Below are 20669 nucleotides of genomic sequence, written 5' to 3'. Positions count from 1 at the left end.
AGCCTGTCATGAGTCTTTTGATCCGCAGCTGCGCCGCCCTGATGTTGGTCTTCAGCCTACCCCTGGTCGCCGCTCCGGCACCGATGCATGTGCAGTTTTTGCCCCCGGACGACTTGACTCTGCGTGAAGCGGAACCCGAGCAGCAACAACTGTTGCAGGTCACCGAGTATTCGGTGGTCCTCGGCAGCCAACGTCAGTCCAACCAACAACCGATCCCGGTCACCTCACCCTTGCTGATCCGCCTCAAGGGCAAACCCTTGAACAAGGGTGCGACCATCAGCCAGGTGCTGGTCAACTTCGATGGCGAAAGCAAAAGCCTGAAAAAGCCGATCTACGACAACAAAAGCAAAACGCTAACGCTCTATTACCCGTTGGCCCAGTACCGGGTGGTGATCGACTTGCTGCGCAACGACACGGTGTATTGCCAGTTTCTGAGTTACGCCAACGGCCATATCTGGGCCGATCTGCACACCGGCAGCGTTCGTCCGCGTTGAGCCCGGCATCAAGGCAGGGGTAAACTGCCCGCCCTGTGAAATGTCTGCGAGCTGGAGTCGGCAATGCGTAAAGATAAGAAGCAAGTGATTGGTGACGAGATCGGCGATGCGCAGATCAAACTGTTCCTCGATTTCGAGCCGGTCGACGCCACTTCACCGTCGCTGCACAAACTGATCAAGGCGTACCGCGGTCTGCGCATCGATGACTTCGAGCGTTTTCTGACGTTCTTTGTCGAAGCCGGCTACGATCTGGACGGCAAGGATGAGCACGGCAATGACTTCGTGGCCCTGATTCAGGATCAACGTAACGCGGCCGAGTACATCGAGTTGATCGACAAGGCTCGCGGTTAACGTCAGGCACACTGGAATTTTGTGGCGAGGGAGCTTGCTCCCGTTGGGCTGCGAAGCGGCCCCAAAATGCTGCGAATGGCGGAGATTTTGTGAGCGCTGCGCACTGGTGCGCCAGCCCGGTCAAGCGGGGGCAAGCTCCCTCGCCACAAAGATTGTTTCACCGCACATAAAAAACGCCCCGCCCTCAATGAGGACGGGGCGTTTTTTATGCGGCTGAATCAAGCGTAGCTTTGGGTTTCGCTGCTTGCTTCAACCAGTTCCAGTGCGACGTTGTTCTGCGCATTGATCTTGCGATACAGCGCAGCGTCGGTTTCCAGGACTTTCTCCCGAGCCGGGAAGATTTCCGCCAGTTTGGCAGCCCACTCGCCCTTGGCCTTGTTCGGGAAGCATTTCTCGATCAATTCCAGCATGATCGACACGGTCACCGAGGCGCCTGGCGAGGCGCCGAGCAGAGCGGCAAGGGAACCGTCCTTGGCCGCGACCAGTTCGGTACCGAACTGCAGAACGCCGCCTTTCTTAGGGTCTTTCTTGATGATCTGCACCCGTTGGCCGGCCACTTCCAGGCGCCAGTCTTCGGCTTTCGCTTCAGGGTAGAAGCGACGCAGGGATTCCAGGCGCTGCTCCATCGATTGCATCACTTCGCTGACCAGATACTTGGTCAGGTCCATGTTGTTTTTGGCCACGGCCAGCATTGGACCGATGTTGCCGGCGCGAACCGACATCGGCAGGTCCATGAACGAACCGTGCTTGAGGAACTTGGTGGTGAAGCCGGCATAAGGTCCGAACAGCAGGGACTTTTTGCCATCGACCACACGGGTGTCCAGGTGCGGCACGGACATTGGTGGCGAACCGACCGCGGCCTGGCTGTAGACCTTGGCCTGGTGGTGCTTAACCACTTCCGGGTTGTCGCAACGCAGCCACTGGCCGCTGATCGGGAAGCCGCCGAAGCCTTTGCTTTCTTCGATGCCCGACGCTTGCAGCAGCGGCAGTGCCGCGCCGCCGGCGCCAAGGAAGACGAATTTGGCGTCGACTTCGCGGGTATTGCCGCTGTTGACGTCCTTGATGCTGACGGTCCAGCCGCCGTTGTTACGCTTCAGGCCGGTGACGCGCTTGCAGTACTTGACCTGGGCATCGGGCGCGCTGGTCAGGTGCTTGAGCAGTTGGTTGGTCAGGGCGCCGAAGTTGACGTCGGTGCCGTTCATCACGCGGGTGGCGGCGAGGACTTCGTCAGCCGGACGGCCCGGCATCATCAGCGGCATCCACTCGGCCATCTTGGCTTTGTCTTCGGTGTATTCCATGTCCGAGAAGGCATGGTGCTTGCTCAGGGTCTTGAAGCGTTCCTTGAGGAAGGACACGCCATTCTCACCCTGCACGAAGCTCAGGTGCGGCACCGGGCTGATGAACGATTTGCACGAACCGAAGGTGCCTTTCTTGGTCAGGTAGGACCAGAACTGCTTCGACACCTCGAACTGGGTGTTGATGTGCACGGCTTTCTTGATGTCGACGGTGCCGTCAGCGGCCTGCGGCGTGTAGTTCAGCTCACACAGCCCGGCGTGACCGGTACCGGCGTTGTTCCACGGATTGGAACTCTCCGCGGCACCGGAATCCATCAGCTCGACGACTTCCAGCTTGATCGCGGGGTCGAGCTCTTTAAGCAGTACAGCGAGGGTGGCACTCATGATGCCGGCCCCAACCAGTACTACGTCGACTGCTTCGTTATGCGCCATTTAACGCGTCTCCAAAATCTGCAGCACCAAATTGTCGGCATAGCTGCCAGGCGTTCCGGGGCGTGTCAGTGATGCCCCAGGTACCCATGGCCAGGATCGCCATGTCCGAATCTTCGCAATTTTTCGCAACTTCGACGGATGCATGCGGCCTGGCTTCAAGAGTCACATGAACTCATTTCGGCACGCGGCTGGCAATTCGACTTATGGTCGAGACATCCGTTTGTGCAACCAAATCCGTAGCGGACAGGCTTCAGGCTCCGGTGTTCGAGGAGTACTCGGTCCTGTGTCGTTGGGCTGTTGTAGACGCTAATGGTGCATTTTCAGACGCAAAACTATTCATTTGCTCGCCACACTCTTGTGAAGTTGTGAAAACCCGTTTTTTTCACGCTCTTTTGAAGACGTGAACCTCAAAAAAGGGCTGTCCCAGCCTGGCACCGTGCCCGGATGGATTGCCGCCATGGGGTGCATGGGCAGCAAAAACGGGCAAACAGCTCAGTGACCGAGCGTAATGACAGCTCTGCAGATTCGCGAAAAGTGGGGTTTTTGCTTGAGAAACAGCAAGCGCGCCAGCTTCACTCGATCTGTGTGGGCGGCTCTCTGTGGGCGGTGCGGGGTGTCAATACCGAGGCATTGAACGATGCTGCGAGGCCCGATCAGGAGACGTCCTTATAATCGGGGGGAGATTGTATCTAAGAAACGCAGGGAAATGGTCGTGTTTAATGACTTTTATTAGGCGTCGGGTCAGGTGGTCAGCAGTTGCTGCGCGCGTGCACGTGGCTGGTGCTGGCTGACACGGGCACTGGCGGGCAGAGGCTGGTGCAGCCAGTTGAGGCGAATTTCTTCGATTTCGATCCAACCATCGCCCATGGGCTGGAGGCTGCACTGCTTGAAGGCCTGGCAGTGGCCATTGTGATCGAGCAGGGCGAAACTGCGGTGCAGCGGGCGTGGCGCGAACAGGGAGACAAGAAAACGCATGGCAACGTACCTTTTGGGGGTGACTGCCATAAAGGTTGCCAGCGGGCGGTGACAAAGGTGTGACAGGAACCGCGCTGCGCCGGGTTTGTCAGAGATTTCAGTAATCGTTGCGCGAAGCTAGTTCGCCGCAGTGGCGCACCGCTATACTGCGGGCATCGTTAGTTGCCTGATTCTGGAGAGAAGAGCATGTTGCAACGCCTGTTGTTCGGTTTGATCACTGTGACCAGTTTGACCCTCGTCGGCTGCGCCCACAGCCCGCAACAACTGAGCCCGGAACCCAAGCTGACGGCTCAGCTGGCGCCGGTCGGCCATGGTCAGCCGGTGGTGGTGCGTGTGGTGGACGGTCGTCCATCGCCAACCCTTGGGACCCGTGGCGGTTTGTACCCGGAGACCAGTGCGATCACGGTGCAGGGCGCGCAGATTCTGCCGAAGCTGCAGGCTCAAGCTGAGGCGGCCGTGCGGTTGCTGGGCTTCACGCCGACGGCCAATGCGCTGAATGCGCCGCAATTGACGGTGACCCTGGCCGAGCTGAAGTATCAGTCGCCCAAAGAAGGTTTGTATGTGACTGAAGCTACAATTGGCGCGACGTTCCGTTCCGATGTGCAGAATGCCAACCGTCGTTACAGCGGTCGCTACGGCGCGTCGCTGGATCAGCGTTTTGGCATGGCGCCGAATCAGGAAACCAATACCAAGCTGGTCAGTGATGTGCTGAGTGATGCGTTGACCCGCTTGTTCAAGGACCCGACGATTGGTCAGGTGCTTGGCGAGTAACGGTTTGCAGTTTGTTTAAAGAACCCGGTGCCAGCGATGGCGCCGGGTTTTTTTGTGCCTGCCGCTCCAGCAAGGGAAATCAAGCCGCTTGCGAATAGAAGTCCAGAACACTCACTCCGGTCAGCAAATCCGTCTCCGGCAAATCCGCATGTTGATGCCCGCCCAACGCGCAATACACCAGCCAATGCCGGTCCTGTACATTGAAGGCGAGGCTGCCGACTAAGGTTTGTTGTTCGTCGCTTTGGGCAATGAGGTAAAGACGATCCTGGTTTTCGGCGTGGAGCATGACGCGGTCCGTGTCGGTTTCGAAGGGCGACAGACTGGCGGATTCAGATGACGGCGCCGTGACACAGGACAATAATCGGCTAAATGGTTTCGTTATTTGTCGGAAAGGGGGGGCAGGCCGGAGCGCTTTCGGTAGAATCCGCGCCGTGGTCGTCGGTCCCGGCGTCTGTTACACCGGTTTGCCTGAGGTTTGTGATGTCGCTGCAATTGATTTCGCTCTTTACCGCTCATCCCGCCAAACTGATCAACCTGCTGGCCTTGCTGTTCGCCTGCCCGGGCGGCTGGTTGCTGCACGCCACCCGTCGTCGTGAACAGCGCGCGATGGCCAGTATCGAAGCCCAGCGCCAGAGCAGGCCCAGCGAAGAGCCAACCCTCGATTGGGCGACCTTGCGCATGAACCGGTTTTTCTACCGCTTCGGTTTTGCCTGCCTTGGGATGGCGTTGCTGGTGTCGTGGGTCAGTACTCGGGTCTGAAGTTCTGACACAGTTACAGTGTCTGACTGACCTACTGCACCAAGACAAACAAAAACGGCGCCCGAAGGCGCCGTTGTCGTATCCAGTCATTACCCTACAACGGTAACCCGGCCTTGACCCGATACTGATTACGCACCGGCATCGCATATTGCAGCACCAGGAACGGACGATGATCCTCGGGGCAAGCTTCCAGTCGACGCTGCCATTCTTCCTGAGCCTTGGCCAGTTCATCTTCCGCAAACAGCTCGGCCGCTTTCGGCACCTGCAATTGCGGGTCGGCGTCTTTCCACTGTGCATACGCCAGGTAATGCACCGGGAATAACCGGTAACCGCCCAGAATCTGCTTGTCCATTTCGATCGCCAATTGCTTGGTGTCTTCGAACAGTTCGGTGATCGGCGCGGCGAAGTTCACGTGGACCCGGCCTTTGTAACCGGTGATGCCCTTGGCGATGCTCACGTCATCCTCGCCCGGCGCCTTGGTGTAGGTGCCGGTGGTGGCGCGGATGTACAGCTCGCGGGCCTTGGCCTGGTCGCAGGGGTCGTATTCGTAGCTGATCGACACCGGGGTGAGGTTCAGCGAACGGATGACTTCGCCGAACGGCTCGTCCTTGCGGCTCATGTGGAACATCTTGAGGATCGCCGACTCGGTGCGGTCGTCGCCGTCCTTGGCCCGGCCTTCAGCCTGAGCGATCCAGATCGAGGCGCAATCGTTGCGGATCGAGTGGTTGATGTAGGCCGACAGCAATTGATACGCCGCCATTTTCTCGCGACGACCGGTAATCGAACGGTGCACGATGAAGCTTTTGTTCAGGCGCATCAGGTCACTGACAAACGGTTTTTGCAGCAGGTTGTCGCCAATGGCGATGCGCGGGGTCGGCAGGCCGGCGTGGTACACGGCGTAGTTGACGAAGGCCGGGTCCATCACGATGTCGCGGTGGTTGGCGATGAACAGGTAGGCGCTGCCGGATTTGAATTGCTCCACGCCGGTGTAGGTCACCCCGTCCGTGGCGCGCTCGATGGTGTGGTCGACGTAAAACTCGACTTTGTCCTGCAACGTGGCCACCGACGTGACGTCGGCGAACTCACGGCGCAGCCGATGCGCTATAAGAGGTTTGAGCATCCAGCCGAAGGCACCGGCAAAGCGCGGGAAGCGGAAGTGGGTGAGGATATCTAGAAACGCCTTGTCGCCGAGCAGCCGTGCCAGCACCGCTGGGACTTCGCTGTCGTCGTAAGGTCGGATGGCATCGAATTCGCCCATCATGCTCTCTTGTTAGAAACGGCTAGGGTAAGTAAAGGTATTGATCGAAAACCAACGGGGCACGGTCTGAAAGGTAGTCAGACGAAAATAGCCCTGCAAATAGACCGGCGATTATACGCACAAGTCACCTGGGAGACCGCGATGCTGGAAACTGCGCAGTATGAATGTCCGTATTGCGGTGAAGAAGTCGAGGCTGTTCTGGATTTGTCTGGCGGTGATCAGACCTATATCGAGGATTGTCCGGTGTGTTGTCGTCCCATTACCTTTGTCTTGCAGGTTCACGGCGAGGAGTGGCACCTCGACGTCTACAGCGAAAACGAATGAAGGGGTTCACCCATGCAGCGTATCTACGAGCCGGAAAACCTGATGGAAGGCGAATTGCTGCTAAGCATGCTGGCCAGTGAAGGCATCGAGGCGCATCTGGTGGGCCGGGATTTGATCGGCGGTACCGGGGAATTGCCGATATTCGGCCTGCTGGGTGTATCGGTCGATAACGACCAGGCGCAATACGCGCGGGAACTGATCGCCGCGTACAATGCCGCGCTGCCGCTGTCCGGCGATGAACCGGACAGCTTTCCCGGCACGCTGGTCTGTTAGGCTGACGTTCGTTTGATCAAGAGTCGTATTGCCCCATGTGTGGACGTTATGCCCTGTTTCGCTGGAACCCCGCCTTCGCAGCCCTGCCCGGATTTCCCGCCGATCAGCAGGCCCAGTGGAATATTTCTCCCAACGATTCGGTGTTGATGCTGCGTGCCGGTGCAGACGGGCAGCGTGAGTTGGCCCGCGCCCGCTGGGGCCTGACGCCACCGTGGCTGACCGACCTGTCCCGCACGCCGGCCCATGCCCGTGCCGAAACCGTTGCCGAACAGCCGATGTTTCGCGAAGCCTTGCGCCTGCGCCGTTGTCTGCTGCCGGCCAATGGTTTTTACGAGTGGCGCGGCACTACGCGCAAACGTCCATACTGGCTGACGCCGGGGGAGGGCTCGACGCTGTACTTCGCGGCGATCTGGGAAGCGTATCCAGTGCAGGAGCAGGTATGGCTGAGTACGGCGGTAATCACCCAACCTGCTTCGAGTCAGCGTCGGCCGTTGATTCTCGATGCGGCGGGGCAGGAAGCCTGGCTCAATCCTGAAACCCCGCTACATGCCTTGCAGGCGCTGCTGGCCAGCGAACCCGCGGCGCTACGCGAGCGGGTGCTGGCGAACATGGTGAATGATCCGAAGCTCAATGGGCCGGAGTGTTTGACCCCGGGCTGAGCGCGTAATGATCGTTCCCACGTTCCGCGTGGGAATGCAGCCATGGACGCTCCGCGTCATTGAACCCTACACCTTGAACTGATTGATCAACCGGCGCTGCTGTTCCGCCAACTTGGTCAAATCCGCACTCGCTGCGCTCGATTCATCCGCGCCACCAGCCACTTCATTGGCTACTTGCCCGATGTTGATCACGTTGCGGTTGATGTCGTCGGCCACCGCGCTCTGTTCCTCGGCGGCGCTGGCGATCTGGGTGTTCATGTCGTTGATCACCGACACCGCTTGGGTAATGGTTTCCAGCGCTTCGGCCGCTTTCGCCGCGTGCTGCACGCTTTCGTCGGTGCGGTTCTGACTGTCTTCCATGACCCGCACCACATCGCGGGTGCCTTGTTGCAGTTGCTGGATCATGGTCTGGATTTCTTCCGTGGCCTTCTGGGTTTTCTGCGCCAGGTTGCGTACTTCATCGGCCACCACCGCAAAACCCCGGCCCTGCTCACCGGCTCGCGCCGCTTCGATGGCCGCATTCAAGGCCAGCAGGTTGGTCTGCTCGGCGATGCCGCGAATGGCCGTCAGGATCGCATTGATGTTTTCGCTGTCCTTGGCCAGGGTCTGCACCACGCTGACGGCTTTGCCGATTTCGATGGCCAACACACCAATCGAATTCGACGTATCCCGGACGATTTGCATGCCTTGCGCCGCCGCCTGATCTGCATGGCTGGCAGCTTGCGCGGCCTGGGTGGCATTGCGCGCCACGTCCTGGGCGGTGGCGGTCATTTCGTGTACGGCGGTGGCAACCTGATCGATCTCGGCCATTTGTTTGTGCACACCGATGTTGGTGCGAATGGCGATGTCGGCGGTGTGTTCCGACGAGTCGCTGACGCTCTGCACCGAAGTCACCACTTGAGTGATCATCGCCTGCAACTTGGCCAGGAAGGTGTTGAAGCCCTTCGCGATCGAGCCCAGTTCGTCGCTGCGGTCGCTGGTCAGGCGGCGGGTCAGGTCGCCTTCGCCCTGGGCGATGTCATCGAGCATGGTCACCATCTGCTTCAGCGGCCGGGCAATGCCGTGGCCCACCAGCCAGATCACCAACAAACCAATGCCGGCGATCAGCAGGCCGACCATGGCCATGCCAAAGGTGTCGGACTTGCGCTGTGCGTCCAGATCACTCTGAAGTTTTTGCAGGTCGGCCATCACCGCGTTCAGCGGCAGTTGCAGCATCAAGGTCCAGCGGGCGTCGGTCTGGCCGATGCCGAAGGGCAGGTACAACTCGATCCGGCCCTGGGCCTTGTCGACGGTGTAAGTCACTTCGCCACGCTTGAGATTGGCCATGTTGGCAATCTGCTTGCTGTCGAGGATGTCGCTGACCTTTTCGCCGAATTTGCTCGGGTCTTTGGTGTAGGCGACGATCCGGCCGTTACCGCCGATCAGGGCCATTTCTCCGGCGCCGCTGTACAGTTTCTGATTCGCCCCCAGGAGCATTTCCTGGATGAAGTTCACCGACAGGTCGGCGCCGACGATGCCCTGGAACGCGCCGTTGAGCATGATCGGTTCAATGAAGGAGGCGAGCATGACGATCTTGTCGCCAACCTTGTAGGGCGCCGGATCGATCACGCAGGATTTTTTGGTTTCCTTGGAGCACAGGTAGTACTCGCTGGCGCGCACACCGGTGGACAAGGTTTTCTGGTCGTCGACGTCGACCAGTTTGTCCAGGCCCAGGCTGCCGTCTTCGTTACGGAACCACCATGGCAGGAAGCGCCCGTTACTGGCGTCGATGCCGACTACTTTGGTGTCGACGTAGGCCGCATCGTTGTGGTCGAGGGCGTTTTTTTCCCACCCAATGTAGGTGCCGAGAATTTTCGGGTTCCGGGCGACGTTTTCCTTGATCAGGCTGATCAGTTGCTCGCGGCTAAGGCTCAATTGCGGCTGGCCGTCGGCGCCCGGTGTGCCGATCAATGCGTTGACCCGCACCAGACCGCCGGCAATCAGCAGCGGTGCTTCGAGTTCGCGCTGGATCTGGCTGACCTGGGTTTGTGCCAGCGACGTCAGGCGCTGTTCGATGACTTGCTCAAACTGCGCCTGAGTCCGTTGCTGGACCATGTCTTGGGTCCGGGCGCCGGAAAACAGCGCGTACAGCACCAGGGCTGCGACAACGCTGAGCACAATGGCGCCGGCCAGGGCGGCAACGGAAAACTGGATCGACTTGAATTTCATGGGTGCTCCGCACGCAAGAGGACGTCTGCAGAGCTGTATCGGCACTGGGGCGGTGGGGCATGAGCCAGGTGTAACGAATTGGCTGTTTTAGAGTGCTGGATGTCGTAAATGAATCATTGCTGGCCGTGATCAGCCGCGGTGGACGCTGTTGTGTGAATTTTTTCCTACGGTAATCCGGGCTTTGTCTGAAATGTACGTGCTACACGTCCGTTGTATCTGGCGCCGATACAAATCCCCACCTAGGATACGCGGCATGTTTCCAGGGAGCTTCTTGATGAGTAAGACATTGGTTTTGTGTGCACTGAGTGCAAGTCTGCTGCTTGCCGGTTGTCAGTCGGTCAACACCACCAGCGGTGGCGCCGTGGGCGTTGAGCGCACGCAATACATGTTCAGTATGTTGTCGACCTCCGAAGTCAACCAGATGTACGCCCAGTCTTATCAACAGACCATCGGGGAGGCGAGCACCAAAGGCGTGCTGGATAAATCCAGTAACAATGCGAAGCGCGTCCAGGCCATCTCCAATCGCCTGATTGCCCAGGCACCGGTGTTTCGTCCGGATTCGGCCCAGTGGCAATGGGAAGTGAACCTGATCAAGAGCGATGAGCTGAATGCCTCCTGCGGGCCTGGTGGCAAGATCATTTTCTACAGCGGGCTGATCGACACCCTGCAACTCACTGACGACGAAATCGCCGCCATCATTGGCCATGAAATCGCTCACGCCTTGCGCGAGCACAGTCGTGAAGCGATGTCCAGGGCTTATGGTCTCGAAATGGCCAAGCAGGGCGCCGGTGCGTTGCTCGGTCTGGGGCAGGACAGCCTGGCCCTGGCGGACACCGTGGCCAAATACGGCATGACCTTGCCCAACAGTCGCGAGAACGAAAACGAAGCCGACTTGATCGGCCTCGAACTGGCCGCCCGCGCTGGTTACAACCCGAACTCTGCGATCACCCTGTGGAACAAAATGAGCAAAGCCTCGGAAGGCGCGCCGCCAGAGTTCTTGAGCACTCACCCGGCGTCGGCCAGTCGGATTGCGTCGTTGCAGGCGGCGATTCCGAAAGTCATGCCGTTGTACGAGAAAGCCAGGAAATCCTGATCATCAAGTGCTGAGGCTTGTGGCGAGGAGGCTTGTCGGAACGCCCCCTCGCCACAATCTGTTACTCACCAGATCCAGGGTCAAACCCAGCCACTGCTCTGCATCGCCTTGTACACCGCGACAATCGCCAGGATGAAGAACGCCGACGCCGCCAGGCGACGGATCAAAGTCAGAGGCAGTTTTTCCGCTGCAAAATTACCCGCCAGTACCACCGGCACGTTCGCAATCAACATCCCGGCGGTGGTGCCGAGGATCACCAGCCACAGATCCGGGTATTGCGCGGCGAGCATCACGGTCGCGACCTGGGTCTTGTCGCCCATCTCCGCGAGGAAGAACGCAATCAGCGTGGTCAGGAACGGTCCGAACTTGCGGGCGGTGCTGGCTTCGTCTTCGTCCATCTTGTCCGGCACCAGTGTCCACAGCGCCGTGGCGGCGAAGCTGGCGGCGAGGATCCAGTGAAGCGTCGCATTCGAGAAGAAACTGCCGAACCAGGCGCCTACCGCACCGGCCGCCGCGTGGTTGGCCAGGGTCGCGGCGACGATGCCGGCGATGATCGGCCAGGGTTTGCGAAAGCGAGCGGCGAGAATGAGTGCGAGCAGTTGCGTCTTGTCGCCGATTTCGGCCAAGGCAACGATTGCGGTGGGAACGAGTAGAGAGTCCAGCATCATCAGGGTTTTCCTAAGGGGCGGGTCGACACGGCTATGACACGTACAGCCTTCCCGCCCCGGGTAAGGTGTTCGTGTCATAGGTCTTGTCAAACCCTGCGATCCGTCTGATGCGGACGCGTGGGTCGCATACGCCATGGTCTGAGGACCAAGTATGTTGACGTATGCCGGACGAGCATGGCGCTCGTGGGAGACTACTCCCCTAGGACGGAGCGGATTCTGCCTAGGCAAATCCGATTGGGCAAGCCTTCTTTTACAAAAGCGTTTTCAGCCGCGCTTGGCCCGGTAGATTCTAAAACCCTGTCCTTCAGCCTTGATCGCACACGCGCCCAAGTGCTCTTCGATCAGCGGCTGATACTTCAGGAAACTGTTGGCAACCAACCGCAGTTCGCCGCCATTTTTCAGATGTTTAGCTGCTTTTCGCAGCAAGTTCTCTGTGGCGAAGTAGTCGGTGTGTACGCCGACATGGAACGGTGGATTACTCAGAATCGCGCTCAAGCCCATGGGCGCTGCGTCGATGCCGTCACCGGTCAGCACTTCCGCTTCCAGACCGTTGGCGGCCAGGGTCAGGCGACTGCTGGCGGCGGCAAATGCGTCGACATCGAGCAAGGTGACCTGGTTGTGCGGATAACGCCGCTTGACCGCGGCCCCCAGCACGCCTGCACCGCAACCGAAGTCCAGCAGGTGGCCGCTGGGCAGTTTGTCCAGATGTTCCAGCAGCAGGGCGCTGCCGCGATCCAGTCGACCGTGGCTGAACACGCCCGGCAGGCTGATGACTTTCAACGGCCCTTCGGCCAATGGCAGTTCATAGGCCTGGGCCAGGCTTTCCAGCGATTTGGCTTCTGGCGCATTGGCCACGGTGACCTGCCAGAGCTGGCAATGCCGTGCGCTGTCGAGCTTGCGTGGTTTGCCGAAGGGGTTCAACTGCTTGGCCGCGCCTTCGATGCCGCTGCGTTTTTCGCCGACCAGATACAACTCACGACCGGCCAGACGAGAGGCGAGGGCGTTGAGGATATAGTCGGTCAGGTCCTTGGACTTGGGCAGAAACACCACGGCGCTGTCGAATTCGCGCTCCGGCGCATTCACGCCAAAATGGCTGCGCCCGGCGAAACGGGCGTCCAGTGCTGCTTGATCGCCGGCGTGCCAGCACCAGCCGTGGGCATCGGGCAAGCGACCCAGCAAGTCGTCGGCGGGCAAACCGGCCAGCAGCACCGAACCCTGGAACAACTCGGCCTGACGAAGCAGTACTTCACTGCGCGGATCCATACTCTGCTCCTTGAAAAAAAGTGCCGCAGTTTATCAACTGACGACCCGCAGCGCTTTACCGCTGAAATAAGCCTGAGCGTTTTCCGTCAACTGGCCAACGATTCGCTGCCGCGCCTCGCGGCTGCCCCAGGCGTTGTGCGGGGTGACGATCAGCCGTGGAATGTCCTGGGCCAGCAGCGGATTGCCCGCAGTCGGTGGTTCGACACTCAACACGTCGGTGGCCGCGCCGCCCAAGTGGCCGTTGCGCAGGGCGTCGGCCAATGCGTGTTCGTCGATCAAGCCGCCGCGCGCGGTGTTGACCACGAAAGCACCGGGCTTCATCGAGGCCAGTTCACGGGCACCGATGAAGTGTCGGGTGTGTTCGTTGAGCGGGCAATGCAGGGTCAGGGCGTCGATTTGCGGCAGCAGCTCGTCCAGCGGCAAGCGGTCCGGGCGGGCAGGGCGGCCCGGAATCTGCCCCAACAAGACGCGCATGCCGAACGCTTCGGCCAGCCGCGCGACGGCACCGCCCAGTTCACCGTGGCCGAGCAAGCCGAGGGTTTTGCCTTCGAGTTCGACGATCGGGTAATCCAGCAGGCAGAACTGTTTCGCCTGTTGCCAGCGACCTTCGGCGACGGCTTTTTGATAGTCGCCCAGGCGCGTCGCCAGGTTCAGTAACAACATGATCGTGTGCTGAGCCACCGACGGCGTGCCGTAACCCTGGCAATTGCAAACAGTGATTCCGTGGGCGCGGGCTGCAGCAAGGTCGACATTGTTGGTGCCGGTGGCGGTGATCAGGATCAACTTCAACTCGGGGCTGGCCGCCATGGCCGCCGCATCAATCAGGATTTTATTGGTGATGGCGACAGTGGCGCCTTTGAGGCGTTCGATCACCTGCGCAGGCGTGGTCTGGGCGAACAGCTGCAAGTCGCTGAAGCACTCGCGTAGTGGGCTGAGGTCGAGATCGCCGAGGTCCAGGGACGGATGGTCGAGGAAAACGGCGTGGCGAGAGTTCGTCATCAACTGTACCTTTTGTGCGTTGAACTGAAGGCGTAATCTGCCGAGCCTACCAGATGAAACAAGCAGTTACGCTTGGCCAAAGGGAGCCCCCATGTACTGGACAGAATTCTTGACCGTTGCCCTGATTCACCTGCTGGCTGTTGCAAGCCCCGGCCCGGATTTCGCCGTGGTGGTGCGGGAGAGCGTGACTCACGGTCGCCGTGCCGGGACCTGGACGGCGCTGGGCGTCGGTTCGGCGATTTTCCTGCACGTCGGTTATTCGCTGCTGGGGATCGGGCTGATCGTGTCTCAGTCGATCGTGCTGTTCAACGCCTTGAAATGGGCCGCTGCCGCGTACCTGCTGTACATCGGCTACAAGGCCCTGCGCGCGCAACCGGCCAAACCTGCGGCTGACGATCTGCACCAGGAAGCGGGTGAGCGCACCGCGCGGGGCGCCTTCACTGCGGGGTTCGTGACCAATGGCTTGAACCCGAAAGCCACGCTGTTTTTCCTGTCGCTGTTCACCGTGGTGATCAACCCGCACACGCCGCTGGCGGTACAGGCCGGTTACGGGATCTATCTGGCGGCGGCAACGGCTATCTGGTTTTGCCTGGTGGCGATGTTGTTCAGTCAACAACGCGTGCGCGCCGGTTTCGCCCGCATGGGCCACTGGTTCGACCGGACCATGGGCGCGGTGCTGATCGCCATCGGCGTGAAACTCGCGTTCACCGAGATGCATTGATCGCGCTGAGTATCTACGGGGGATTGAGTTCGCTCAATTTGTTCAGCGCGTTCAGGTATTCCCGAGGGTTTTCCCCGAGCAAACGGCGAAACATTGCGCTGAACGCCCGAGCACTGCCGTAGCCCAGGTCGCGCGCCACGCTCTGCACGCTTTCCCCGGCGAGCAGACGCGGCAGGGCTTCCATCAGGCGCAGTTGCTGGCGCCAGGCATTGAAATTCATCTTCAGTTGCTGCTGGAACAGCCGCGCCAAGGTTCGAGAGCTGGCGCCGACCTGTTGTGCCCAGTCTTCCAGGGTGTTGGAGTGATTCGGTGTGCGCATCAGCGCCAGGCAGATGCCCAGCAGGCGTCGATCTTCGGGCATTGGAATGTGTAGCGGAAGGTTTTCCAGGCTGGCGATTTCTTCCAGCATCAGCCGCTGAATCAATGAGTTTTTCGCGTGTTGCGGACCTTGCATCGCACGCAGGATCAGCTCACGCAGCAGTGGCGTGACGGCCAGCACGCAACACTGTTGCAGCGTTGGCGGCGACAGTTCGGGGGCAATGAACAGCGAACGCATGCGCACCTCGCCCGACATGAAAATTTCATGCGCCACCAATGGTGGAATCCACACGGCTCGGGTTGGTGGTATGACCCAGGCACCTTGCGCAGTGACCACTCGCATGGTGCCGCAAACGGCGTACAGCAACTGAGCTTCGCGGTGTTGATGCAGTTCCTGGTGAGCACCGTCCACGTAATCTCGCGGATAGGCGCTGACCGGCCCGTGCAGGAAATGGCTGATTAACATGTCAGATCCAATGACTTTGTTGTCAGAATTACTCTTTTTTGCCAATTTAGCATAAGCCGCTCACTACAACGTAAGCGTGCCGCGATGAACCAGTCCAGAAATGTCCTCCGCTATATCAACGCAGCTCATGTGATCGATCACATGTTCATGCTGATTTTCCCCGCCGCCGTTCTCGGCATGACCCAGGCCTTCGCACTGGACTACGCCGCGCTGATCGGCCTGTCTCTCGGTGGCTTTATTGCCTTTGGCGCCTGTTCGCTGCCGGCCGGCTGGCTGGGGGATCGCTGGAGCCGACGGAAAATGATGCTGGTGTTTTTTTTCGGCATTGGCGCTTCGGCGATCTTTACCGGCGTGAGCAACAGCGCACCGATGCTGGTACTCGGCCTGACGCTGATCGGTATTTTCGCCGCGATCTATCACCCGGTGGGCACCGCGATGCTGGTGGCTTACGCGCAGAACCGGGGCCGTGAAATCGGTATCAACGGCATGTGGGGCAACCTTGGCGTGGCGTTTTCGGCGCTGATCACCGGGTTGCTGGTGGCGCAACTCGGCTGGCGTTCGGCGTTCGTTTTGCCTGGCGTGGTGGCGATTGGGCTGGGCATCGGTTTCGCATTTCAGGTGCGCGAAGAACCGATCCCCAAGCGTGCGCACACACCGCTCAAAGATGCGGCTGGCCAGCGGATTTCCATGGTCATGGTGTTCGGCGTACTGGCCTTGGCCACCGCGACCGGCGGTGTGGTGTTCAACGCCACGACCATGACCTATCCGAAATTGTTTCAGGAACGCCTGCACGATTTGTTTACTTCACCGCAAATCCTTGGCGTCGTAGTCAGCCTGGCGTATGCCTTCGGCGCCGTGGCGCAGTTGAGCATCGGCCGGGTCTTGCATCGTTTCAGTCTGAAATGGCCGTTCATAGTGTTGACGCTGTGCCAGGCGCCACTGTTGTTCGGGTTGGCCTATGTCGACGGCTGGGCCGTGATCGTGCTGGGTGCGGCGTTCATGTTCGTGGTGTTTGGCCAGGTCACGGTGAATGATGCGATGGTCGCCAACTTTGTCGCGCCGCAATGGCAATCCCGAGTCTTCGCGCTGCGTTACTGTTTATCGTTCGGTGCCAGTGCTACCGCGATTCCGCTGATTTCGTTCGTCGAACCGCGCCAAGGTTTCGTAGGCCTTTACCTGATATTGGCGAGTATTGCGGCGTTGACCTTCGTGGCTGCAATGGTTTTCCCCCGGACACCAGCCGAGGCTGCCGTAGGAAAAATGGCGTAACGGCTGACGAACTCTCGCAAATGCTGGCGCAAAGCTAGCATTTGTGCGGCTCTGCAAATCATACCTTTGGCTGATTTGGCTGGCGTTCAAGGCCTCTAGAGTGCTTAGCTTTAGCAGCCAAGACTGTGCAGTCAAAAAGGGACTCTTATGTTGCAGACTCGCGTTATTCCTCCAGCCGAGGGCGCTTACCAGTATCCGTTGTTGATTAAACGGCTGCTGATGTCCGGCGCCCGTTACGAAAAAACTCGGGAGATCATCTATCGCGATCAGTTGCGCTACAGCTATCCGACCCTGATCGAGCGGGTCGCACGGCTCGCCAATGTGTTGACAGAAGCCGGCGTGAAGGCCGGGGATACCGTGGCGGTAATGGACTGGGACAGCCATCGCTACCTGGAGTGCATGTTCGCCATCCCGATGATCGGCGCGGTGATCCACACCATTAACGTGCGGCTGTCGCCAGAACAGATTCTCTACACCATGAACCACGCCGAGGACCGCTTTGTGCTGGTCAACAGCGAGTTCGTCGGTTTGTACAAGGCGATTGCCGGGCACCTGACCACGGTGGAGAAAACCCTGCTGCTGACCGACTTGCCGGAAAAAACTGCCGAGTTGCCGAACCTTGTCGGCGAGTACGAGCAACTGCTGGCCGCGGCGAGCCCGCAGTACGACTTCCAGGACTTCGACGAAAACTCGGTGGCCACCACGTTCTACACCACCGGCACCACCGGTAACCCCAAAGGCGTGTATTTCACCCATCGGCAACTGGTGCTGCATACCATGGGCGTGGCGACCATCATGGGCGCCATCGACAGCGTGCGGCTGTTAGGCACCAACGACGTGTACATGCCGATCACCCCGATGTTCCATGTGCATGCCTGGGGCTTGCCGTATGTGGCGACCATGCTCGGGCTCAAGCAGGTTTATCCGGGCCGTTACGACCCCGAGTATCTGGTGGAGCTGTGGCGCAAGGAGAAGGTGAGCTTTTCCCACTGCGTGCCGACCATTCTGCAAATGGTCCTCAATGCCAAGGCGGCGCAAAACGTCGATTTCGGTGGCTGGAAAATCGTCATCGGCGGCAGTGCGCTCAACCATGCCCTGTACGACGCCGCCAAGGCCAAGGGCATCCAATTGACCGCCGCTTATGGCATGTCGGAAACCGGGCCATTGGTATCATGTGCCCACCTCAACGATGAGCTGATGGCCGGCACCGAAGACGAACGCACCACCTACCGGATCAAGGCGGGTGTGCCGGGGCCGTTGGTTGAGGCGGCAATCGTCGACACCGAGGGCAACTTCCTGCCAGCCGATGGCGAAACCCAGGGCGAACTGGTGCTGCGTGCGCCGTGGCTCACCGAGGGTTACTTCAACGAGCCGCAAAAAGGCGCCGAGCTCTGGGCCGGGGGCTGGCTGCACACCGGCGACGTGGCAACCCTGGACAGCATGGGCGTGATCGACATCCGTGACCGGATCAAGGATGTAATCAAGACCGGTGGCGAGTGGATCTCTTCCCTGGACCTGGAAGACCTGATCAGTCGCCACCCTGCGGTACGCGAGGTAGCAGTGGTGGGCATCGCCGATCCACAGTGGGGCGAGCGCCCATTTGCGCTGCTGGTGGTTCGCGAAGGGCATCAGATCGGGGCCAGGGAACTCAAGGAGCACCTCAAGCCGTACGTTGAACAGGGGCACCTGAGCAAGTGGGCTATCCCGAGTCAGATCGCCGTTGTTACTGAAATTCCCAAGACCAGCGTCGGCAAGCTCGACAAGAAGCGTATCCGCGTCGACATCACCGAATGGCAGGCCAACAACAGTACCTTCCTCTCGACGCTTTAAGCGTCATCTGGCGTGCCCAAAAGGGCACGCCAGAGCCACCAAGCAAGCGCTTGGCTTGTGAAATCCGAATTTTCAGCCATCCTTGCCGTGCCGACATGTGTCGGACTGGCGAAAGGACTGTTCCAGAGTGGCCGGCAGCGCAAATCACACTTTAGAGGGATCAAGCACTACTACCTGCTGGCTATAGTCCGCTCAAGGATTTTTAAGAACGGAGCTCACGCAATAAACGGGGCGATGCAACTTTGGAGTGACTTCGGACCGCTTGGCTTCCGGTTACCCACAGCGTTTTTAAAAGTACTAAGCCATAACAATAATGCACATGGAGTAGCGTCGATGACATCAGTAAACCAGTTCTGGCGCCGGGCGAAACTGCCCCTGGCGGTCAGTCTCGCCTCTTCGCTCGCCGGGCCCGCATTCGGCGTCAGTTTCAACGTTGGTGAAATCGAAGGTCAATTCGACTCATCCCTGTCGATCGGAGCCAGTTGGTCTACTCAGAGTCCCAACAAAAACTTGATCGGCGTCAATAACGGGGGCCATGGCCTGTCCCAGACGTCCGATGACGGTCACGCCAACTTCAAGAGTGGCGAAACTTTCTCGAAGATCTTCAAGGGTATTCATGACCTTGAATTGAAATACGGCGACACCGGTGTCTTCGTCCGAGGCAAATACTGGTACGACTTCGAACTCAAGGATGAAAGCCGCGAATTCAAGGACATCAGCGACAGCAACCGCAAGGAAGGCGCCAAATCCTCCGGCGGCGAGATCCTCGACGCCTTCGTCTACCACAACTACTCCATTGCCGATCAGCCGGGTTCCGTGCGTCTGGGCAAGCAGGTTGTGAGTTGGGGTGAAAGTACTTTCATCGGCGGCGGCATCAACTCGATCAACCCGATCGACGTCTCCGCGTTCCGTCGTCCCGGCGCCGAGGTCAAGGAAGGTCTGATCCCGGTCAACATGTTCTACGTGTCCCAGAGCCTCACCGACACCCTGTCGGCCGAAGCCTTCTATCAGCTGGAATGGGACCAGACCGTCGTCGACAACTGCGGCACCTTTTTCTCCCAGCCCGACATCATTGCCGACGGTTGCGACAACAACCTGCGCGTGCTGAACAAGCGTTCGACCATTCCGGCCGCCGCTCTGCCGACATTGACCAGGCTGGGCGTGGACGTCAACGAAGAAGGTGTGCTGGTGCGCCGTGGCGCGGATCGCGATGCGCGGGACAGCGGTCAGTGGGGCGCGTCCCTCAAATACATGTTTGAGCCGCTGGATACCGAGTTCGGCGCCTACTTCATGAACTATCACAGCCGTGCGCCGATTTTCAGCGCCACGGGTGCTCCAGCATCGGCCTATGCACGGGCAGCGGCCTTGCCGGGGGCGCTTCGGGCTCTGGCGCCGTTGGTGGTCGCGGGTAACTCGAACTACTTCGTCGAGTACCCGGAAGACATCCGCCTCTACGGCTTGAGCTTCTCCACTACCTTGCCTACCGGCACGGCGTGGAGCGGTGAGCTCAGCTATCGTCCGAACGCGCCGGTGCAGCTCAACTCCACCGACATTCTGTTCGCCGGCGTGCGTCCATTGGGCGGCGCCCTGACCAATGCTTCGCTGCTTAATGGTGTGCCGGGTCAGGACTTGCACGGCTATCGCCGCAAGGAAATCACCCAGTTCCAGACCACCCTGACGCACTTCTTCGATCAGGTCATGGGCGCCAGCCGTCTGACCCTGGTGGGCGAACTGGGCGTGACCCACGTCGGTGGCCTGGAAAGCACCTCTGACGTCCGTTATGGCCGTGACCCGGTCTACGGGCCTGGCGAACTGCCGTCCACCGGTGGCCTCGATACCTGCTCGGCGATCCTCAACACCAGCACCATCAATGGTGCCGGCGCGGGTGCCGCTACCAACAACCGCAGCCGCAATTGCAACAACGACGGCTTCACTACGGCCACTTCGTGGGGTTATCGCGCCCGGGCCATTTGGGAATACCCCGACGTATTCGCCGGTGTGAACCTCAAGCCGAACGTGGCCTGGTCCCACGACGTGAGCGGTTACTCGCCAGGCCCTGGCGGCAACTTCGAGGAAGGTCGTAAAGCGGTAAGCCTGGGGCTCGATGCCGAATACCAGAACACCTACACCGCGAGCCTGGCGTACACCAACTTCTTCGACGGCAAGTACACCACCGTAGATGACCGCGACTTCGTTGCGCTCAGCTTCGGCGTGAACTTCTAAGCACAGTATTTTCAGGACGA

21 protein-coding genes and 1 riboswitch are annotated in these 20669 nt (G+C 59.6%); of the genes, 12 read left to right on the top strand and 9 right to left on the bottom strand.

The annotated features are described in order from the left end of the window. Positions 1–8: 8 nt before the first annotated feature. Both ACEN8R_RS19710 and ACEN8R_RS19705 read left to right on the top strand, forming a co-directional pair. Complete coding sequence (locus ACEN8R_RS19710; RefSeq protein WP_018929587.1) at positions 9–494, top strand: hypothetical protein; 486 nt, start codon at positions 9–11, stop codon at positions 492–494. A 63-nt stretch (positions 495–557) separates the two neighbouring features. Continuing rightward, entirely contained in the window at positions 558–845 is a 288-nt protein-coding gene (locus ACEN8R_RS19705) for a PA4642 family protein (protein WP_018929588.1), read from the top strand. Between the two features lie 218 nt (positions 846–1063). Here ACEN8R_RS19705 and mqo read toward each other — a convergent pair whose 3' ends face one another. Both mqo and ACEN8R_RS19695 read right to left on the bottom strand, forming a co-directional pair. After that, positions 1064–2572, bottom strand: coding sequence for a malate dehydrogenase (quinone) (gene mqo, locus ACEN8R_RS19700; protein ID WP_018929589.1), 1509 nt, complete (start codon positions 2570–2572; stop codon positions 1064–1066). A gap of 741 nt (positions 2573–3313) precedes the next feature. Then, the gene (locus ACEN8R_RS19695; RefSeq protein WP_018929590.1) at positions 3314–3547 is read right to left on the bottom strand and encodes a hypothetical protein; all 234 of its coding nucleotides are present in this window, start codon (positions 3545–3547) and stop codon (positions 3314–3316) included. A 186-nt stretch (positions 3548–3733) separates the two neighbouring features. Between ACEN8R_RS19695 and ACEN8R_RS19690 the strand changes: the two genes are divergently transcribed. Beyond that, on the top strand, positions 3734–4318 hold the full coding sequence (locus tag ACEN8R_RS19690) for a YajG family lipoprotein (protein WP_018929591.1): 585 nt from the start codon (positions 3734–3736) through the stop codon (positions 4316–4318). Between the two features lie 79 nt (positions 4319–4397). On the opposite strand, the gene ACEN8R_RS19685 is transcribed toward ACEN8R_RS19690, so the two are convergent. Next, positions 4398–4604, bottom strand: coding sequence for a hypothetical protein (locus ACEN8R_RS19685; RefSeq protein ID WP_018929592.1), 207 nt, complete (start codon positions 4602–4604; stop codon positions 4398–4400). 194 nt (positions 4605–4798) lie between these two features. Here ACEN8R_RS19685 and ACEN8R_RS19680 point away from each other — a divergent pair, with 194 nt between their 5' ends. Continuing rightward, positions 4799–5077, top strand: a complete 279-nt coding sequence (locus ACEN8R_RS19680; protein ID WP_007939791.1) for a hypothetical protein — start codon at positions 4799–4801, stop codon at positions 5075–5077. A gap of 94 nt (positions 5078–5171) precedes the next feature. Here ACEN8R_RS19680 and ACEN8R_RS19675 read toward each other — a convergent pair whose 3' ends face one another. Continuing rightward, entirely contained in the window at positions 5172–6338 is a 1167-nt protein-coding gene (locus tag ACEN8R_RS19675; RefSeq protein ID WP_032834219.1) for a 1-acyl-sn-glycerol-3-phosphate acyltransferase, read from the bottom strand. 138 nt (positions 6339–6476) lie between these two features. Here ACEN8R_RS19675 and ACEN8R_RS19670 point away from each other — a divergent pair, with 138 nt between their 5' ends. The 3 genes from ACEN8R_RS19670 to ACEN8R_RS19660 are packed head-to-tail and all read left to right on the top strand — an operon-like array spanning position 6477 to position 7591. Continuing rightward, on the top strand, positions 6477–6659 hold the full coding sequence (locus tag ACEN8R_RS19670) for a CPXCG motif-containing cysteine-rich protein (RefSeq protein ID WP_018929594.1): 183 nt from the start codon (positions 6477–6479) through the stop codon (positions 6657–6659). Between the two features lie 12 nt (positions 6660–6671). Next, complete coding sequence (locus ACEN8R_RS19665; protein ID WP_007939795.1) at positions 6672–6932, top strand: putative signal transducing protein; 261 nt, start codon at positions 6672–6674, stop codon at positions 6930–6932. 35 nt (positions 6933–6967) lie between these two features. After that, positions 6968–7591 (top strand): SOS response-associated peptidase, encoded by a 624-nt coding sequence (locus ACEN8R_RS19660; RefSeq protein WP_007939796.1) that lies wholly within the window; start codon positions 6968–6970, stop codon positions 7589–7591. 66 nt (positions 7592–7657) lie between these two features. On the opposite strand, the gene ACEN8R_RS19655 is transcribed toward ACEN8R_RS19660, so the two are convergent. Beyond that, the gene (locus ACEN8R_RS19655) at positions 7658–9799 is read right to left on the bottom strand and encodes a methyl-accepting chemotaxis protein (protein ID WP_018929595.1); all 2142 of its coding nucleotides are present in this window, start codon (positions 9797–9799) and stop codon (positions 7658–7660) included. A gap of 274 nt (positions 9800–10073) precedes the next feature. Here ACEN8R_RS19655 and ACEN8R_RS19650 point away from each other — a divergent pair, with 274 nt between their 5' ends. Then, positions 10074–10892 (top strand): M48 family metallopeptidase, encoded by an 819-nt coding sequence (locus tag ACEN8R_RS19650; protein WP_018929596.1) that lies wholly within the window; start codon positions 10074–10076, stop codon positions 10890–10892. Between the two features lie 80 nt (positions 10893–10972). On the opposite strand, the gene ACEN8R_RS19645 is transcribed toward ACEN8R_RS19650, so the two are convergent. The 3 genes from ACEN8R_RS19645 to ACEN8R_RS19635 form a co-directional block, all read right to left on the bottom strand. Beyond that, a complete protein-coding gene (locus tag ACEN8R_RS19645) occupies positions 10973–11557 on the bottom strand; it encodes a TMEM165/GDT1 family protein (protein ID WP_026286682.1) in 585 nt (194 codons plus the stop codon). Positions 11558–11648: 91 nt separating this feature from the next. Then, a riboswitch (yybP-ykoY riboswitch) is annotated at positions 11649–11773 on the bottom strand. 51 nt (positions 11774–11824) lie between these two features. Then, positions 11825–12823, bottom strand: a complete 999-nt coding sequence (locus ACEN8R_RS19640; RefSeq protein ID WP_018929597.1) for a methyltransferase — start codon at positions 12821–12823, stop codon at positions 11825–11827. Between the two features lie 33 nt (positions 12824–12856). Further along, positions 12857–13822: a 2-hydroxyacid dehydrogenase gene (locus ACEN8R_RS19635; RefSeq protein ID WP_018929598.1), complete on the bottom strand. Its 966-nt coding sequence runs from the start codon at positions 13820–13822 to the stop codon at positions 12857–12859. Positions 13823–13913: 91 nt separating this feature from the next. On the opposite strand from ACEN8R_RS19635, the gene ACEN8R_RS19630 reads away from it, so the two are divergent. Next, positions 13914–14543 (top strand): LysE family translocator, encoded by a 630-nt coding sequence (locus tag ACEN8R_RS19630; RefSeq protein WP_018929599.1) that lies wholly within the window; start codon positions 13914–13916, stop codon positions 14541–14543. Positions 14544–14556: 13 nt separating this feature from the next. Here the strand turns inward: ACEN8R_RS19630 and ACEN8R_RS19625 are convergent, their stop codons facing one another. Continuing rightward, the gene (locus ACEN8R_RS19625) at positions 14557–15327 is read right to left on the bottom strand and encodes an AraC family transcriptional regulator (protein ID WP_018929600.1); all 771 of its coding nucleotides are present in this window, start codon (positions 15325–15327) and stop codon (positions 14557–14559) included. An 84-nt stretch (positions 15328–15411) separates the two neighbouring features. Here ACEN8R_RS19625 and ACEN8R_RS19620 point away from each other — a divergent pair, with 84 nt between their 5' ends. From ACEN8R_RS19620 to ACEN8R_RS19610, 3 genes are all read left to right on the top strand, one after another. Next, on the top strand, positions 15412–16596 hold the full coding sequence (locus ACEN8R_RS19620; protein ID WP_018929601.1) for an MFS transporter: 1185 nt from the start codon (positions 15412–15414) through the stop codon (positions 16594–16596). A 147-nt stretch (positions 16597–16743) separates the two neighbouring features. Further along, the gene (locus ACEN8R_RS19615) at positions 16744–18426 is read left to right on the top strand and encodes a fatty acid--CoA ligase (protein ID WP_018929602.1); all 1683 of its coding nucleotides are present in this window, start codon (positions 16744–16746) and stop codon (positions 18424–18426) included. A gap of 333 nt (positions 18427–18759) precedes the next feature. After that, complete coding sequence (locus tag ACEN8R_RS19610; RefSeq protein WP_018929603.1) at positions 18760–20649, top strand: DUF1302 domain-containing protein; 1890 nt, start codon at positions 18760–18762, stop codon at positions 20647–20649. The last annotated feature ends 20 nt before the right edge of the window (positions 20650–20669 follow it).

The sequence above is a fragment of the Pseudomonas sp. Pseusp15 genome (assembly GCF_059492165.1).
The sequence above is the reverse complement of the archived record's forward strand: the minus strand, read 5'-3'. Positions and strand labels throughout refer to the sequence as shown.

Excerpts from the sequence above, each read along its gene's own strand:
- ACEN8R_RS19635 (WP_018929598.1), bottom strand. The coding sequence starts at position 13,822 with ATGACGAACTCTCGCCACGCCGTTTTCCTCGACCATCCGTCCCTGGAC.
- ACEN8R_RS19615 (WP_018929602.1), top strand. The coding sequence starts at position 16,744 with ATGTTGCAGACTCGCGTTATTCCTCCAGCCGAGGGCGCTTACCAGTAT.
- ACEN8R_RS19690 (WP_018929591.1), top strand. The coding sequence starts at position 3,734 with ATGTTGCAACGCCTGTTGTTCGGTTTGATCACTGTGACCAGTTTGACC.
- ACEN8R_RS19675 (WP_032834219.1), bottom strand. The coding sequence starts at position 6,338 with ATGATGGGCGAATTCGATGCCATCCGACCTTACGACGACAGCGAAGTC.
- ACEN8R_RS19620 (WP_018929601.1), top strand. The coding sequence starts at position 15,412 with ATGAACCAGTCCAGAAATGTCCTCCGCTATATCAACGCAGCTCATGTG.
- ACEN8R_RS19630 (WP_018929599.1), top strand. The coding sequence starts at position 13,914 with ATGTACTGGACAGAATTCTTGACCGTTGCCCTGATTCACCTGCTGGCT.
- ACEN8R_RS19650 (WP_018929596.1), top strand. The coding sequence starts at position 10,074 with ATGAGTAAGACATTGGTTTTGTGTGCACTGAGTGCAAGTCTGCTGCTT.
- ACEN8R_RS19670 (WP_018929594.1), top strand. The coding sequence starts at position 6,477 with ATGCTGGAAACTGCGCAGTATGAATGTCCGTATTGCGGTGAAGAAGTC.
- ACEN8R_RS19680 (WP_007939791.1), top strand. The coding sequence starts at position 4,799 with ATGTCGCTGCAATTGATTTCGCTCTTTACCGCTCATCCCGCCAAACTG.
- ACEN8R_RS19685 (WP_018929592.1), bottom strand. The coding sequence starts at position 4,604 with ATGCTCCACGCCGAAAACCAGGATCGTCTTTACCTCATTGCCCAAAGC.
- ACEN8R_RS19640 (WP_018929597.1), bottom strand. The coding sequence starts at position 12,823 with ATGGATCCGCGCAGTGAAGTACTGCTTCGTCAGGCCGAGTTGTTCCAG.
- ACEN8R_RS19625 (WP_018929600.1), bottom strand. The coding sequence starts at position 15,327 with ATGTTAATCAGCCATTTCCTGCACGGGCCGGTCAGCGCCTATCCGCGA.
- ACEN8R_RS19695 (WP_018929590.1), bottom strand. The coding sequence starts at position 3,547 with ATGCGTTTTCTTGTCTCCCTGTTCGCGCCACGCCCGCTGCACCGCAGT.
- ACEN8R_RS19665 (WP_007939795.1), top strand. The coding sequence starts at position 6,672 with ATGCAGCGTATCTACGAGCCGGAAAACCTGATGGAAGGCGAATTGCTG.
- ACEN8R_RS19710 (WP_018929587.1), top strand. The coding sequence starts at position 9 with ATGAGTCTTTTGATCCGCAGCTGCGCCGCCCTGATGTTGGTCTTCAGC.
- ACEN8R_RS19660 (WP_007939796.1), top strand. The coding sequence starts at position 6,968 with ATGTGTGGACGTTATGCCCTGTTTCGCTGGAACCCCGCCTTCGCAGCC.
- ACEN8R_RS19645 (WP_026286682.1), bottom strand. The coding sequence starts at position 11,557 with ATGCTGGACTCTCTACTCGTTCCCACCGCAATCGTTGCCTTGGCCGAA.
- ACEN8R_RS19705 (WP_018929588.1), top strand. The coding sequence starts at position 558 with ATGCGTAAAGATAAGAAGCAAGTGATTGGTGACGAGATCGGCGATGCG.
- ACEN8R_RS19610 (WP_018929603.1), top strand. The coding sequence starts at position 18,760 with ATGACATCAGTAAACCAGTTCTGGCGCCGGGCGAAACTGCCCCTGGCG.
- ACEN8R_RS19655 (WP_018929595.1), bottom strand. The coding sequence starts at position 9,799 with ATGAAATTCAAGTCGATCCAGTTTTCCGTTGCCGCCCTGGCCGGCGCC.
- mqo (WP_018929589.1), bottom strand. The coding sequence starts at position 2,572 with ATGGCGCATAACGAAGCAGTCGACGTAGTACTGGTTGGGGCCGGCATC.